This window comes from Anaerostipes sp. CAG:276 (assembly GCF_000432215.1).
GTDB lineage: Bacteria > Bacillota > Clostridia > Lachnospirales > Lachnospiraceae > Anaerostipes > Anaerostipes caccae.
Genome location: NZ_FR889201.1, coordinates 1 through 15,190, shown reverse-complemented (window position 1 = coordinate 15,190; position 15,190 = coordinate 1). Strand labels below are relative to the sequence as shown.

The 15,190-nt window shown below is 43.4% G+C and carries 12 protein-coding genes and 1 pseudogene; 4 read left to right on the top strand and 9 right to left on the bottom strand.

The annotated features are described in order from the left end of the window. A partial coding sequence (locus tag QVP35_RS12710) for a DUF5717 family protein (RefSeq protein ID WP_288187900.1) occupies positions 1-2,698 on the bottom strand: 2,698 nt, incomplete at its 3' end. A gap of 166 nt (positions 2,699-2,864) precedes the next feature. On the opposite strand from QVP35_RS12710, the gene QVP35_RS12705 reads away from it, so the two are divergent. Beyond that, positions 2,865-3,953, top strand: coding sequence for a pyridoxal phosphate-dependent aminotransferase (locus tag QVP35_RS12705; RefSeq protein ID WP_022261224.1), 1,089 nt, complete (start codon positions 2,865-2,867; stop codon positions 3,951-3,953). A gap of 2 nt (positions 3,954-3,955) precedes the next feature. On the opposite strand, the gene QVP35_RS12700 is transcribed toward QVP35_RS12705, so the two are convergent. The 3 genes from QVP35_RS12700 to QVP35_RS12690 are packed head-to-tail and all read right to left on the bottom strand — an operon-like array spanning position 3,956 to position 6,920. Continuing rightward, positions 3,956-4,879 (bottom strand): TDT family transporter, encoded by a 924-nt coding sequence (locus tag QVP35_RS12700; protein ID WP_022261223.1) that lies wholly within the window; start codon positions 4,877-4,879, stop codon positions 3,956-3,958. A gap of 18 nt (positions 4,880-4,897) precedes the next feature. Continuing rightward, complete coding sequence (locus QVP35_RS12695) at positions 4,898-5,989, bottom strand: fibronectin type III domain-containing protein (RefSeq protein ID WP_009290698.1); 1,092 nt, start codon at positions 5,987-5,989, stop codon at positions 4,898-4,900. Positions 5,990-6,011: 22 nt separating this feature from the next. Next, positions 6,012-6,920: an alpha/beta hydrolase gene (locus tag QVP35_RS12690; RefSeq protein WP_009290697.1), complete on the bottom strand. Its 909-nt coding sequence runs from the start codon at positions 6,918-6,920 to the stop codon at positions 6,012-6,014. Between the two features lie 133 nt (positions 6,921-7,053). Between QVP35_RS12690 and QVP35_RS12685 the strand changes: the two genes are divergently transcribed. Continuing rightward, positions 7,054-7,878 (top strand): DUF6612 family protein, encoded by an 825-nt coding sequence (locus QVP35_RS12685; RefSeq protein WP_009290696.1) that lies wholly within the window; start codon positions 7,054-7,056, stop codon positions 7,876-7,878. 52 nt (positions 7,879-7,930) lie between these two features. Here the strand turns inward: QVP35_RS12685 and QVP35_RS12680 are convergent, their stop codons facing one another. The 4 genes from QVP35_RS12680 to QVP35_RS12665 all read right to left on the bottom strand — a co-directional run bounded on the left by QVP35_RS12680 (position 7,931) and on the right by QVP35_RS12665 (position 11,723). Further along, on the bottom strand, positions 7,931-9,298 hold the full coding sequence (locus tag QVP35_RS12680; RefSeq protein WP_009290695.1) for a citrate/2-methylcitrate synthase: 1,368 nt from the start codon (positions 9,296-9,298) through the stop codon (positions 7,931-7,933). A gap of 59 nt (positions 9,299-9,357) precedes the next feature. Further along, positions 9,358-10,119, bottom strand: coding sequence for an amino acid ABC transporter ATP-binding protein (locus QVP35_RS12675; RefSeq protein WP_006565643.1), 762 nt, complete (start codon positions 10,117-10,119; stop codon positions 9,358-9,360). A gap of 12 nt (positions 10,120-10,131) precedes the next feature. Next, positions 10,132-10,803, bottom strand: a complete 672-nt coding sequence (locus QVP35_RS12670) for an amino acid ABC transporter permease (RefSeq protein WP_006565644.1) — start codon at positions 10,801-10,803, stop codon at positions 10,132-10,134. Positions 10,804-10,913: 110 nt separating this feature from the next. After that, entirely contained in the window at positions 10,914-11,723 is an 810-nt protein-coding gene (locus tag QVP35_RS12665; protein WP_009290694.1) for an amino acid ABC transporter substrate-binding protein, read from the bottom strand. Between the two features lie 208 nt (positions 11,724-11,931). On the opposite strand from QVP35_RS12665, the gene QVP35_RS12660 reads away from it, so the two are divergent. Continuing rightward, entirely contained in the window at positions 11,932-13,320 is a 1,389-nt protein-coding gene (locus QVP35_RS12660) for an N-acetylglucosaminidase (RefSeq protein ID WP_009290693.1), read from the top strand. Positions 13,321-13,505: 185 nt separating this feature from the next. Beyond that, a complete protein-coding gene (locus QVP35_RS12655; protein ID WP_009290692.1) occupies positions 13,506-14,816 on the top strand; it encodes an N-acetylglucosaminidase in 1,311 nt (436 codons plus the stop codon). 92 nt (positions 14,817-14,908) lie between these two features. Here QVP35_RS12655 and QVP35_RS12650 read toward each other — a convergent pair. Continuing rightward, positions 14,909-15,190, bottom strand: a pseudogene (locus QVP35_RS12650) (hypothetical protein); the annotation flags it as partial.

Here is a 15,190-nt window from a genome sequence, read left to right as displayed (position 1 = left end):
CCCCCTGCCACTCTATGAGTTTTTTGATTCTTTCTCTGACTTCTTCTGACAATTCTTTATCTTTATAAAAATCCAGATAAGCCCACTGCCAGATCAGTTTGAGATTCCCCTGATCGATCAGCCTTCCGAGAATCGGATAAAACTCATCCGAAATGTAGACTCCTTCTTCATAAGACAGTTCTGCAAACTGGCCCGCCAGCTTTTTTATCAGTTTTTTGTCTCTGGAATCCTTCTCAACATAAGATAAGAAGACAGGAAGGTCCTCCCACTCTGCTCCTTTCCCGGCGGCCATATCAAGAAGCTGCTCCGTAAACTGCTGATCATATATTTTGTGTCTGTCTCCCTGTTTCCAGATCTTCCGCATCTGATCCAGGTCTCCCCTGAAAAAACGTTCCAGATATGCAAGAATCTCGCTGTTGTATACTTGTCCCTTAAAAACCGCAAGGCACATATCGATCAAAGTCTGCACCCTCTTCCGGCTCCGGGATGTGAGTTCATGCAGCACGACCTCTTTTAACGGCTCCGGGTCCATGAAATCAAATCCAAAGATCTCCATGCCTTTCATCGCCTCTTTGTAGTGGCGGCCGGCAATGAAATACTCCAGCATCTGCTTACAGTTTTCCTCGGAGAGAAATTTCCACTGGACCATAGACAGCGCCTGCTCTAATTGTTCCTGCTCTCCGTGCTTCCAGTAATAGTCCAGAAGCTTTTCAAATAATCTGTGCCGATATTCTTCTTTCAGGCTCTGACATTCAAGGACAGCCCTCACATCCGGAATATCTCCGGGTTCATATTCTGTCTTCTGTGCAAAGACCAGGCTTCTGCGGATCAAATATGCTTCATTTCTCCTGCCAAGCCCCGAAAATACAGCCTCCTCCTGCTCCCTCGTCCACAGTTTTGAAAATTCATAGTCCAGTGACAGATAGCGGTTGTCCTCCTGATCCATAAACACGACCAGAGGGTCGCTGTAGACCGTCACATAAACTTCCCCGTTTTCCAGAGAAACATTCTGAACTTCTTTTAACTCCTGATGATAGACGGCGGCCTTTTCCACCGCCGGATTCCTGCAGATCAATTTCTGCTTTGCCATAATCCCTGCGATTCCGGCCCTGCCTTTCATCCCTTCTAAAAGGCGGTCAAAGAAGGCCCTGTAAAGAATAAACAGATTAGAATTGATTCTGCCTTCTGCCAGCTGTTCCAAGAGAAATTCTTCAATCTGCGGCTCAAAAGATGGAAATACTGCCTCATATTTTCGCCGGTTCTTAACAAGATTGGCATACAGGTAAGCCCTCTCCCGGCTGCTTAAACTGTTGCTGTACGAAAAATACAGCAGTACATTCTTCTCAAGATACGGATATCGGTCTTTTGGAATCGTACGAAGGTAAGATTCCTGGAGTCCGATCATCTGAATCCCCGCCCGGACAGCTTTTTTAAAATATATATGATAACACTCATCGGTACAGTTTCCCCGGATCAGCATAGAGCAGATCGCCTGGAGCCCTTCCTTTGACTCCTCTCTCTGAAAGGACAGTATCAAATCAAAAAGCAGCTCCTCCGAAAATCCTTTGTCTTTCAGCACAAGACCGTAAATATGTTTTTTCATGCTTTTCCCAAACAGGTCCCTGCAAATGCCGAAATGAATGATCTCTCTCTCAAAATCAGTGATCTTTTTTGCCCTGCTATGATCCTGGTTCCAAATGCTGACGGCCTCAAACCATAAAAAGCTGCTGCACCGGCCTGTATCATAAACCTCTTTTATCTTCTGAAGCTGAAGTCCGAAATCATATGCCAGCTCTTCGTCAAGATAAATCAGCATCCACAGCAGATATCCCTTGTGATCGTCCGCTTTCTGAAAAAGCTCATAAATCCGGTCTTTTGCATACTCTGTCTGATCCGGTGTCTTTAAATAAAGTGCTTTCAAATATAAATAATAGCCATAGTAAAAAGGATCTGACTGAACCTCACTCATATTCGGCTCAAGTCTTGCAAAGCCTCTCTCGATTGCTTCCTCTGCGCCGAGAACAATATGACAGTGCAGGTTTAAGAGAGTCCTCAGTATCTCTAAGGATGCCTCTCCCTCCATCTGTGCGGTCAGATTCATTTCCTTTTCCGCAAACTCCGTGACATGACATCTGCCAAGACAAAATTCCATATACGCATCAAAAATCTGGTCGGACAGATTCCAAGCCCCTTCGTTTCTCTCTTTCTCTGCATTGAACAGGATGTCTGTCTGACAGCTGCTGTACGGGGCAGAAACCATAAGAATTCCCCGGCTCTCTTCCCTAGCATCAGAAAACAGCACGGGAATGGTCAGTACCCCTTCCACAAAATCCTCTTCTGAAAATTCTGTCTTTTGCAGAGACAGAAACGTGGAATCCAGGCGGATCTTCCCCTGGACAAAACCGCTGCCCTCTTTGTAAATCTTCACGTACAGAGGCTCAACCGCATTCACCCGACGGATCTCATACGCATCCTTTTCCGGTCTCAGCACCGCAGGTTCTTTTGCCCCGATACAGATCAAAAACTCTTCAAAGATCTGGCCCCGGTTTCGGCCGAGCAGGAGCTGATGATAGATTTCCTTTTCCCTGGAATTCTCCTCCAAATACTCATTTTTGAAGGCCTCAGAAAAAAAGAGGGCCTTTGCCCGCTGTTCATCTTCCTGTACAATTTGTATGAACTGCTTCATCTTCTCTGTCATGGGTTCCTCCGATTTTAAGACTGGTGGTCTCAGGGTATTTGGTCTATAATAGCTGTAATAAAGTTTTGTATTTCAGAGGTCATGGATGCTTCACACCCTTTGATCTCTGCTCCGTAATATTATAGCAAACTTCGACAAAATAGAAAAGATAAAGAAAGGTGAAACTATGTCAGAAAAGAAGCAAGTCTTCCACGGAAGCGACTTAGAAAAAATAGAAGAAATATATGGGATTAAAAAAGAAGACATCATTCCTTTCGGAGGCAATGTAAATCCCCTCGGGATCTCCCCGCTGTTTCGGGAAAGCCTGATCCGCCATGTAGATGCTGTCTGCACGTATCCCGACCGCGACTACAAGTCCCTGCGCTCCACACTGAGCCTGTATGCCCGGATTCCTATGGAGCATATCATTGTCGGAAACGGAGTGACAGAGCTGATCAGCCTGACCATGCACCTTCTCCGTCCGAAGAAAGCTCTGCTGCTTTCCCCGACTTACTCTGAATACATGCGGGAAATTTCTATGATCGGCGGCACCTGTCTGGAGTATAACCTGAAGGAATCCTCGGACTTTTGCCTGGACGTCGAAGACTTGAAACACTCCCTCACCGATGATGTGGATTTATTCGCATTCTGCAATCCAAACAATCCCACATCCAGTGCATTAAACAAGGACCAAATCTCGGAGATCCTTTCCCACTGTAAAAAGCACGGCATCTTTGTTTTGGCAGACGAGACTTACGCAGAGTTTGCCCCGGATATAGACGCTGTCACTGCCGTACCCCTGACCCGAAAGTTTGATAATCTGTTTGTCCTGCGGGGAACTTCAAAGTTCTTTGCTGCACCGGGCATCCGCCTCGGCTACGGGATCAGCGGAAATATGAATTTTATCAGGGCAGTGGAAGACAAAAAAAATCCATGGAGCATCAATACTCTTGCAGCGCTTGCAGGAGAAGCAATGTTCATGGATACAGACTATATTAAAAAGACGAAGGCTTACATCGCAGAAGAGCGCAGAAAATGTACGGTCAGACTTTCAGGCACCCCTGCTTTTAAGATTTATCCAGCCTATGCCAATTTCCTTCTTGTCCGGCTGACGGACGGCATCACTTCTCATGAGATGTTTGAACGCTGTATCAAGAAAGGGCTGATGATCCGTGACTGTTCAAGCTTTGAAGGGCTTGACGGGGAATATATCAGATTCTGCTTCCGAAAAGAAGAGGAAAATAATGCTTTGCTGGATACTCTTCTGCAAGTATGAGTTTATTGTTTGACATAAAATATATATTTCAGAAACTGCAGTGTCACATAGATCAGCAGAGCTGCCGAAAGCACGGTCTGGAAATCTACGATCCATTTTAAATAGGTTACCGGATATCCCCACTGGCTCAGTGTGATAAAAGCTTCTTTTAATGCTGCGGCACTGATCACAAATGGAAATGTATAAGCGGCAAACGCTGGTGTAAACGGCATGACAATATATTTTAATCCCGCCGCAAGCACAAAAACATATAAGATTACAGATAAAACCGTTAGTACGATTACCAGCCATGCCATTGGCTTTTCAAAGCAGTTTAGGTACCCTGCCAGCAGAAGGCTTGCGGGTGCCGCAAAGATACAGACCAGCGGCTGATACTCTTCCGGTATTTCCTTGACTTTTGCATATCTCTTTATAATCGGAACAGCAATGATCACCGTAAAGAGAAGGGCTGCCCAGAAAAACCAGCGGCCAATCTCTCTCATATCAGCGTTGGGAGCCGTCATGCTGCTCATCGCCAGTCCGGCATAGAAGATAAAAAAGCTTGCATACACATTTTTAATGTTAAACTTATAATATATAAAGTGTCCGTTGAAATATACCAAAAGATACACATGCACCGCCAGTGCAAGAATCCACAAGATAGAAACGGCATCCCCCACATAAGGTTTGATATAAACGGTCAGGACAAGCAGACCCATGGAAAACGCACCCGAAATACTGCAGTTTACCGGATCTTCCAGTTCTTCTTTTACCATGTCGAGACAAGTTCCGGTCTTTAACAGCAAAAGGATCAGCAGACAGACGGCCATGGCTCCGCAGACTGACTTTAAAGTTACAGAATAATTTTCTATCATAATTCCCATGGCGGCAAAGCCGAGCATCGGCCCTGCCAAAGGCAAAGGTATTCTCTCTATCGTGTTTTTCATTTTTATCCTCCTTGTGTTCTAGTTTTCGTATAGATCTTTCAGGATCGCCCCGGCACTTTTCTTCTGATAGCCTTCCGGGTCTTCCATAATGTGATTTCCCGAAATATCCCATCTCATCTGTCCGTATTGGGTAAGATAACTCCTTCCCCTGGAACAGTCCGGATATCTTGTGTACCATTTTCTATGATACTTTTTCATATATTTTCTTGCAAGTGCCAGTGCCTGGCTTTTTTTCTTTCCTCCCGGTGTGGCCGTTCCGGAAATCTGCACTCCTTTCGGACTGGAATGAACCAAAACGACACTGCCGTCTTTACAGGAGCCGATGACGATCCATACGTGGCCGCAGCTTGAAGATCCCATAATGTCTCCTGCTTTGTAGTCTGTCACCTTACTCTTGCTTTTATATGTTCCCCAGCCTTTTTGGGCAAACAATTCAGGCTGGTCTTTTGCTTTCCGCACATAACCGCCTCTGCCCGGTACCGTATTTCTGATATTATACACGGTCCACCCGACGAAGCCTGAGCAGTCCAGGCCTTTTCCTCTGCGGTAGCGGTACTTTTTATAATTATACCCCGAATTCTGCGACAGGAAAAACCGGTTCCACTCCCGGTTCAGTCCGATCCGCTTCCCGTCTTTCCCGGTTCCGGTATCGGCTTTATTCCATCCTCCGCCCCAGATGTATAAGGTGGTGCCCACCGGGGCTGCGGCTGTTTTCAGAAAATTTTTAATAGTAGATTCTCCTCTGGCTGCCATCGATACTTTCACTGTTTTAGAAAATCTGCTGTAATATTTTTTCTTTTTGTATTTCCTGAAAGAACGGACTTTAAAACAGTAATTGACCCCGGGCTTCAAGCCTTTGATCACATGTCTGGATGACTTTGAGACAGCTTTTTTTCTATACTTTTTCTTCGTTTTGTCGTACAGATAAATCTCCGTCCCTGTGGCTCTTTTTCCCTTTAACCAGGACAGAACAATATTCCTTTTTACGCCGGTGGCCATCACTCCGGAAGGCTTCCCGGGTTTCTTCGATGCTCCCTGAATTTGTCTCTCTCCTCCTGCCCATACCAGCATCATACAGAGTGCTGTAAGCAGTATCCTCTTTGTTTTCATGATTATGTATCCTCTGTTTCATTTATTCGATAAATCCGAGTATTTCCTTATATATCTGGCCGGAACATGATTCGTTCAAGATTTCGTGTCTGCATCCGGGATATAGTTTCCCTTTTGTGTCTGCATACCCAAGCTCCTTTAAAAAAGAGACAGCATTCCAGAATTGTTTTTGGGATATGATACACGGATCATCTTCTCCTGCGATAAACAGAATCGGCAGATCTGTCTTTTTCTTCTCCCATCCTCTCCGGCTGTATGTCTCATCCATCAGATGAAACAGATTTAAAAATCCGTTGTTTGTAAACACAAACCCGTCCAGCGGTTCTTCATCGTACTTCCTGACGTTATCTTTATCGTAACTGATCCAGCCGTTTAATGATTCTCCGTCCTTGAGCTGCTTATTGAAGGCTCCGAATGCCAGTTTGTGAAAAAACAAGCCTTTCTTCCGGTCTCCGCAGATTCTGCATGCAATCTTTGCCATCCCTGCGGCTGGTTTTGCCAGAGGATTTTTACTGGGACTTCCGCATACGGTCAGCGAACTCAGCTCCCAGTCATACTTTTTCAAATAGCACCGCACAATCAAAGACCCCATACTGTGCCCAAATAAATGGACAGGCAGGCCGGGGAACTCCATTTTGATCCACTCCGTAACCTGATGGGCATCCTCCACAACGGCCCGTCCGGAGGTGTCGTAAAAATATCCAAGATCGTCTTCTCTTTCTATGCTCTTACCATGTCCTCTGTGGTCATGGATCACTGCGGCATAGCCCCGGTTTTGCAAATATTCCATAAAAGGAAGATAGCGTTCCTTGTGCTCACTCATCCCATGGCAGATCTGAACCACTGCCCTGGGCTGATTTTCTGGTGTCAGTATTAAAACATGGAGACGATGACGGTCTACTTCTGATTTTATATACAATTCTCTCTTCATACTCCATCCTCCGATTATTTTTATCCTGTCTGTTATGATGTATTATACTCGTTTTGCTTTACCTTGGAAAGAAAAACAGCTATAATTATCTTGTAATGTATTCTAATTTTATTAAGAACACAGGAGGACAGTTATGAAGAGATTAAAAAGAGTTCTGGCACTTACTTTGGCTGCCGTGATGCTTTTTACACTGGGAGGATGTAAGAAGAAAACTCCCGAGGAAGTATTGGAAGCTGCCACGAAGAAGATGAGCAAAGTAACATCTGCCGATATGAGCGGAAACATCAAGATGAAAATGAGCAGTACATCATCCACCAGTTCCAGCCTTGAGATGAACATGGGACTCAAGATGAAAGCTACTGACATGACCTCGAAAGACATGAAGATGGATATGGACCTCACCATGGGGATTGCCGGTCAGGATATGGTCATTAAAGCCTATTACACCGACGGTTACTACTATATGAACTATTCTGGTCAGAAACAGAAACAGAAAATGGACTTTACAGCCATGCAGAAACAGATGGAGAATTCTACCGGACAGTTTGATATGTCTGCTGATAATTACAAAGATCTGAAAATGGAAAAGAAAGATGATAATTATATTATCTCCTTTAAGTTTAAAGAAAAAGCATTAAATGACTACATCAATAAGATGATGGGGCAGATGAATTCCACAGGTGCCGCAGGTTCCAATACCAATTATGCGGATCAGGTAAAGTTTGACTCTATGTCCGGTACCATGACCGTCAATAAAGACTCAGAGATTACCGCACAGAAGATCAATATGGTTCTTTCAAGCAAAGAAGATACGAAGCTTAAGATCAAAATGATTGTTGATCTTAAATATAACAGTATCGGAAAAGATGTGAAAGTAACACTTCCTGATGATCTTGATACTTATAAGGAAGCTCCTGCTGCTTCCACCACAGCACCTGCCGCAACAACTGCACAGTAACTAAAACGGGCCTTCCGGATCTCTCCGGCAGGCCCATATCTTTTCCATGTTATTAACGTTCTTTTATCGGTGTATAGGTTTTATGCCCGGCCACGCCTTTGTACGCCGGTCTTATGATCCTTCCCCCGTTTACAAGCTCCTCCATCCTGTGTGCGCTCCATCCCGCAATTCTCGCGATGGCAAACAGCGGAGTATACAGTTCATAAGGAAGATCCAGCATGCTGTAAATAAAACCGCTGTAAAAGTCAATATTTGCGCTGACGCCTTTATAGATTCTGCGTTCTTCTGCAATGACTTCTTTTGCCAGCTTTTCTACATTGGTATATAAAGCATATTCCTTTTCCTTTCCTTTTTCTTTTGACAGTCCCTCTACAAAGTAACTTAATACCTTTGACCGCGGATCGGAAATAGAATAAACCGCATGCCCCATTCCATAGATCAGCCCAGACTGATCAAAGGCCTCTTTCCTCACGATCCTGGTCAGGTATTCTTTCAGTTCCTTCTCATCCGTCCAGTCCTTCACATGTTCTTTGATATCAGCAAACATCTGGACAACCTTGATGTTTGCTCCCCCATGTTTCGGTCCCTTTAAAGAACACAGTGCCGCTGCCACAGAAGAATATGTATCCGTTCCCGAAGAGGAAACCACGTGAGTCGTGAAAGTCGAGTTATTTCCGCCGCCGTGCTCCGCATGGAGAACCAGCGCAAGATCCAGGATTTTTGCCTCCAGTTTTGTATACTTGCTGTCCGGCCTTAACAGGTACAGAATGTTTTCCGCTGTGGACAGATTCTCTTGAGGCGGATGGATCACCAGGCTTTCTCCCTTTTCGTAGTGGCTGTATGCCTGATATCCGTAAACCGCCAGCACAGGGAAAAGTGCAATCAGCTGAAGTGACTGCCTGAGCACATTCGGTATGGAAGTATCACTGGCGTTATCATCGTAAGAAAATAACGTAAGCACACTTCTCGCCAGCGTATTCATCATATCCCGGCTCGGAGCCTTCATGATAATGTCCCGGACAAAATTTGTCGGAAGCTGACGGTATTCCGCCAGGAGCTGTTTTAAATCCTGAAGCTGTTCCTCATTAGGCAGTTCCCCGAATAAGAGAAGATAAACTGTCTCCTCGAATCCATACCTCTCTTCTTTGATAAATCCTTGGACAATATCTTCAATGTCAATTCCGTGATAGTATAATTTTCCATCACATGGAACAATCTCTCTGTCCTCGACCATATAGGACATGATCGTCGAAATATCAGTCAGTCCTGCCAGTACACCCTCTCCGCTCTGTTTCCGCAGTCCTCTTTTCACGTCATACTTTTCAAAAAGAGTGGGATCGATTTTCTTCTCACACTTTTTTGCCAGTTCTTCAATTTCGGGTGTAATTTCAGAAAACTTATTCGGCATATTTTTTATCATCTTGATTGCTCCTTTCTTACTATGATTCTTAACAATTAAAAGCCCTGTTTACCGCACTGTCAGGCAATATCGTGGTACTTTCCGAGGAATTCCCTCGTCCGCTCATTGGCCGAGTTAAACACATCCTCCGGAGCCGCGTCTTCCACGATGACCCCCTGGTCCATGAAGATGACCCGGTCTGAGATCTCCTTCGCAAATGCCATCTCATGGGTGACAATCACCATAGTCATATTCAGGTCTGCCAGGGATTTAATGACTTTCAGCACCTCTCCGGTCAGCTCCGGGTCCAGTGCAGAAGTCGGCTCATCGAAGAACAGAATCTTCGGCTCCAGAGCCAACGCCCTTGCTATGGAGACTCTCTGGGACTGTCCTCCTGACAGTTCACACGGATAGGCATCGGCCTTTTCTTCGAGTCCGAGCTTCCTGAGCAGTCCAAATGCCTTCTCTCTGGCTTCTTCTTTTGGGATACCGGCCACCTGTACCGGAGCCTCCATTACATTTCTCAGCACACTGTAATGAGGAAACAGATTAAAATTCTGAAAAACAAATCCTGTCTCCATCAGTATTTTCTTTTGTACCTCTTTTGACGCATACTCCGGCGTGTCTCCGTTCATGGATACCAGCGTATGTCCGTTGATCTCGATGGTTCCCTTGGTCACCTTTTCCAGCTGATTCATGCATCTTAACAGCGTGGATTTTCCGGAACCGGAGGAACCAATGATCGTCACGATCTCTCCGTCGTTAATCTGGAAAGAAATATCTTTTAAGACCTTCAGCTTTCCAAAATTTTTCTGGAGATTAGTCACAGATAAAACACTCATTTTCTTTCCTCCTTAACGATAATAACTCATCCGTTTTTCCAGGATGCCAAAAACTTTAGATACAATCATATTCATGATCAGATAAAAAATACCTGCCACGATCAAATATTCCATCCCGCGGCTTCTGGACATATTATTGGCTGCGACCACATAAATTTCCATGACACCGATGACATGTGCCAGGGAAGTATCTTTTACAAGAGTCATGCACTCACTTCCCATCGGCGGCAGAATGATCTTGACTACCTGCGGCAGAATGATCTTAAAGAATGTCTGTGCCTTACCGAATCCAAGCACTTTTGCAGCCTCGTACTGTCCGTTCGGTATCGCCTGAATTCCGCTCCGGTAGATCTCCGCAAAATAAGCGGCATAGTTTAAAGAAAATGCCACAACCGCTGCCATAGTCCGTTCGATTCGTATGCCTAAAAGCAGATTCAGACCGAAATAAAAACCGTATAACTGGAGGATCAGCGGTGTACCTCTCATAATCAGCAGGTAAAAACGCACCGGAAGCTGAATGATCTTAAATCTGGTCATTCTCCCAAGCGCCAGTACAAGCCCCAGTGTCAGGCCGAAGACCAGTGTGAGGAAAAAGATGATCAGTGTCTGATCCAATCCGTTATGTAACAGCATATCTGCAATGCCAGGCAGTTTTTCAAACCATTGTATGATACCATCTATCATTTTTTTGCTCCTATAAGTATAAATTTTCCGGAATTTTTCTGTCAGAAATTAATTTCTGTGTTGGTGAAAAAATCAAGAGGCTTTGAAAAAAGCCTCTTGCTTCTTGTCTCTTATTTGATTGTTGTCAGATCTTCGCCAAACCATTTTTTACTGATCTTAGCCAGTGTTCCGTCTTTTTTCATATCCTTTAACTGTTTTTCTACTTCTGCTTTCAGTTTTTCATCTCCGGTACGGAAACCGATAACATATTTCTCAGTAATTAAATTGTCATTTAAGATCTTGAATTTTCCCGGGTCCTTCTTCGCGTAATATTTTGCAACCACTTCATCCATGACAGCTGCATCACAGCCATTTCCAAGGTCATTTAAGATCTCAACATTGTTGCCGAAGTATACAATCTTTGCATTTTTTAATTCTTTTGTCTGGTCAACAGCGTCTGCGGCCGTAGAACCTTTCTGTACTCCCACCTGCTGCTTTTTAATATCTTTTAAGCTCTTGATCTTGCTCTTTTCCGGTACGAGCAGCACCTGGTGGTTATCCATGTAAGACTCAGAACAAAGCATCTCTTTTGCCCTGTCTTTGCTGTATGTCAGTCCGTTCCAGATACAGTCGATGGTCTTTCCCTGCAGTTCCTGGTCTTTGGAATCCCAGTTGATCGGCTGTAATTTTAATTTGATCCCCATTCTCTTGGTGACTTCTTTTGCCATGTCAATGTCAAAGCCTACGATCTTCTGATCCTTGTCTGTGAATCCCATAGGAGGGAAAGAGGCATCCAATCCCAGTATTAATTCTTTGTTGTCTTTTACATACTGAAGTGACTCGTCTGTCTTACTTTCTTCTTTCTTTGAACATCCTGCCAAAAGCATAGAACCTGCCAGCACAGCACTTACGCAAAGCACTAATAATTTTTTCACTCTCATCCTAAAACTCCTCCGTTTTTATTTCCTGTCATGATAGCACATTAGTGTACTAAATTCATACGTTAATATACTATCAAACTACATGCTTTTTGTCAATCTCCATGGATAGTATTTCCTGCCGTTCTGCCTGGAAAATCCTTGTTTTTGCGGTGTCATCCGTGTTATAGTAAACTTATCTTTGCTGAAAAAAGAAAGGGGAATATCTACCATGAGAAAAAAAGGACTGAAAATACTTGCTATGTCTGCGGTACTGAGCATCTCGATGACTGCCTCTGTCTTCGCAGGAAGCCTGTCACTGCGGTATTCCGGGAAAAACCGCACATACAAGGGAAAACAGCTCACATTTTATTATAAAGGGAAAAAAATTGACTTAGGAAAGGCCCCGGGCATCCAGATCAACAAGGTCAATATGCTTCCCTATTATAATGCCATCGTAAAGAACGGACCGAAAGTAAAGAGAAGCTACAACAGCAAGACTGGAAAGCTGGTACTGACCAACGGTAAGAAAACGATTACGTTTTATAAGAATAAAAAATATGCCTATACCAACGGGGTGAAACGGACGTTTACCACCGCCCCGCTGACTGTAAAGTATAGGAGCATCAACAAAAACTATATTCTGCTCCCGGCAAAATTCACAGCCAAATATCTGGGCATCAGCTATACATACTCAAGCTCTGCAAAACGTATTGACTATGCAAAGCCAGCGGCGGCAAGCAAACCCGATTCTCCTGTGAAGTCCAATACAACGACAAAATATAATACGACACTGTCTAATTACATAAAAAAGCAGCAGGCCCAATGGAAAACTTACGGCGGAAAAACGATAGACTATAAAAAATACATTCCTGTAACTACGGATAATACGAACAGTTTTCAATTTCTTCGTCTTGATACATACCATCCTGTAAATACTTCTAAGTTTTCCTCTACTCTTCAGACAATGGTCTCTAAAAAAACCGGAAGCGTATTATCAGGAAAAGCTTCAGTCATTACGAACGCTGCAAGTACATATAATATTGATCCGTTATACTTTCTCTGTCAGACCATCCATGAAAGCGGCTATGGCACGAGTACACTCGCCAAAGGAAAAGCAGTAACTCAGGTCATTACCGGTGATTCTCTCTCTCCGAAAGGAGCAACTGGAACGAAAGTAACAGCTTTTAAAACTGTATCAAAAGATGTGAAGACAGCCGGAGAGAAAAAAGGCAAGAAGTACTATAAAGTCAACAATAATGCTTATTACGAAGTAAAAAATATTTCATCTAAAAAAGTTTACAATCTATATGGCATCAAGGCCTATGATAATGCTCCGCAGCTGGGCGGATTCAGCTATGCTTATTATCAGGGATGGACAAGCGTGGACAAAGCCATACAAGGTGCCGCAAAATATGTAAGTGATAATTATATTCATCACGGAACCTATAAACAGAACACCTTATATAAGATTCGATACAGCCCTTATCTCCAGGATCTGGGCCATCAGTATGCCTCTGACCCGGCCTACGCCCAGTCCATCGGCAAGCTGATGAACACATATCAAAGCGTATATTCCAGCACCAGCGGATTTATTTATGACACACCAGTATTCAACTAGAGAACAGAGCAGTCAAATAAATAGCTCAGGTACAAATCCTGGGCTATTTTTTATTTCCCAAAACCAATCTTTCTTCCTCTGTCCCGTCTTAAATATTACATTTATATTACGAATTTATTGTATATTTTTTAATATAATGCTATACTTATATTACATTTTAATTACAATAGGAGGATAAATAAGTTATGAAGAAACGAATCATTGCAGTATTTACGATATTATTTGCCTTTACATCGATTTTATCCGTTTTCCCAAAATCGGATATCTCGGCTGCGTCCTTAAAGATCAGATACGGAGGCAAGACAAGATACTATACGGGAAAACAGCTAAACTTTACATACGCTAAAAAAGGGATTTCCACAAAAACACCAGGCATTCAGATGAAGAGTATTAACATGATCCCTTATTACAGTATTCTCGTAAAGAACGGGCCCAAAATCAAGCGCAGTTACAGCAAAAAAACAGGAAAACTTGTACTCAAGTATAAGAACAAAACGCTAACTTTCTATAAGAATAAGAAAACCTGCTATGTGAACGGCAAGAAGAAAACATTATCCGCTGCACCCGTCTCAGTCAAGTACTACACGACCAAAAAATATAATATTCTGCTTCCGGCTAATTTTACGATCAAGAATTTAGGACTGGACTATTCCTATATCTCTTCAGCAAAGAGAATCCACATCAACAAGCCGGGAAACAGTTACTTATACACAAAAAACACAACGACTAATTATAATAAGAAGACATCCGATTATATTAAATCCCAGACGGTAAAATCTTATGGTGGTAAAAAAATCAACTACAACAACTATGTGCCGACCAGTACTGATCCGACTCACGGCTACCAGTATCTGCGTCTGAATACATACCGCACCGTCAACAGTTCAAAGTATAACAGTCTCTTAAACAGTAAGGTAAAATCCAAAAGTGTGCTGAAAAACAAAGGTTCTGTTCTCAACAGCGCTGCTAAAACTTATAAGATCGATCCTGTTTATTTCCTCTGCCAGACGATTTTGGAGACTGGTTATGGTACAAGCACTCTCTCACAGGGCAAATCGATTACCAAGGTTATCACAGGAAAGTCTGTTGTGAAAGACAAAAAAGGCAATGTCACAGGGTTTCAAAAAGTAAACGGCAAATATCAGACAAAGAAGATTTCATCTAAAAAAGTATACAATTTATACGGCATCAAGGCCTATGATTCTGACCCACAGCTGTGCGGATTCAGCTACGCATACTATCAGGGCTGGACAAGTGTGGACAAAGCCATCAAAGGCGCTGCAAAATATGTCAGTCAGGAATATATTAATAACAGTACCTACAAACAAAATACCCTGTACAAATTCCGCTACAATCCAAATACCAAATACATCTGGCATCAGTATGCCACAGATCCGGGATATGCCCAGAAAATCGGAAAACTTATGTACAGCCAGTTCAGAAGTGCTTATGCGACAGGCAATACATTGACATTTGACCGTCCAAAATTCAAATAATGTTTTCTAATCTGATCTGTTAAAATCCACAAAAAGCTCCTGGGGGTCCTCACTCATTGAGGGTCCCAGGAGCTTTTATTGCTCTGCCTTCTTTATTTACTCTTTTTCCTCAACCCTGCCGCAAGTCCGGTCAATGCTGCCCCGAACACCAGGGTGAGGCACAAAATCTGTCTCTCATCTCCTGTTCTGCTGACACGCTTCCTTCTCACTCTCTTCTTATACTCCCATTCCGGCACAGTCTTTTTCTTTTTTGTCTTTTTCGCAGTCGTCGGTGCCGCCATAGTCTCCGTCCTATCCGCTTCTTTCCACTTCGCCTTTAACTTTACATCACTGTGAACCGGAGTCCTGAAATCCCACTTCACTTCGTTTCCGTC

What these genes read in the sequence shown, in the direction of transcription:
- QVP35_RS12705 (WP_022261224.1), top strand. Translation starts at nt 2,865, where the DNA reads ATGTCAGAAAAGAAGCAAGTCTTCCACGGAAGCGACTTAGAAAAAATA.
- QVP35_RS12700 (WP_022261223.1), bottom strand. Translation starts at nt 4,879, where the DNA reads ATGAAAAACACGATAGAGAGAATACCTTTGCCTTTGGCAGGGCCGATG.
- QVP35_RS12695 (WP_009290698.1), bottom strand. Translation starts at nt 5,989, where the DNA reads ATGAAAACAAAGAGGATACTGCTTACAGCACTCTGTATGATGCTGGTA.
- QVP35_RS12690 (WP_009290697.1), bottom strand. Translation starts at nt 6,920, where the DNA reads ATGAAGAGAGAATTGTATATAAAATCAGAAGTAGACCGTCATCGTCTC.
- QVP35_RS12685 (WP_009290696.1), top strand. Translation starts at nt 7,054, where the DNA reads ATGAAGAGATTAAAAAGAGTTCTGGCACTTACTTTGGCTGCCGTGATG.
- QVP35_RS12680 (WP_009290695.1), bottom strand. Translation starts at nt 9,298, where the DNA reads ATGATAAAAAATATGCCGAATAAGTTTTCTGAAATTACACCCGAAATT.
- QVP35_RS12675 (WP_006565643.1), bottom strand. Translation starts at nt 10,119, where the DNA reads ATGAGTGTTTTATCTGTGACTAATCTCCAGAAAAATTTTGGAAAGCTG.
- QVP35_RS12670 (WP_006565644.1), bottom strand. Translation starts at nt 10,803, where the DNA reads ATGATAGATGGTATCATACAATGGTTTGAAAAACTGCCTGGCATTGCA.
- QVP35_RS12665 (WP_009290694.1), bottom strand. Translation starts at nt 11,723, where the DNA reads ATGAGAGTGAAAAAATTATTAGTGCTTTGCGTAAGTGCTGTGCTGGCA.
- QVP35_RS12660 (WP_009290693.1), top strand. Translation starts at nt 11,932, where the DNA reads ATGAGAAAAAAAGGACTGAAAATACTTGCTATGTCTGCGGTACTGAGC.
- QVP35_RS12655 (WP_009290692.1), top strand. Translation starts at nt 13,506, where the DNA reads ATGAAGAAACGAATCATTGCAGTATTTACGATATTATTTGCCTTTACA.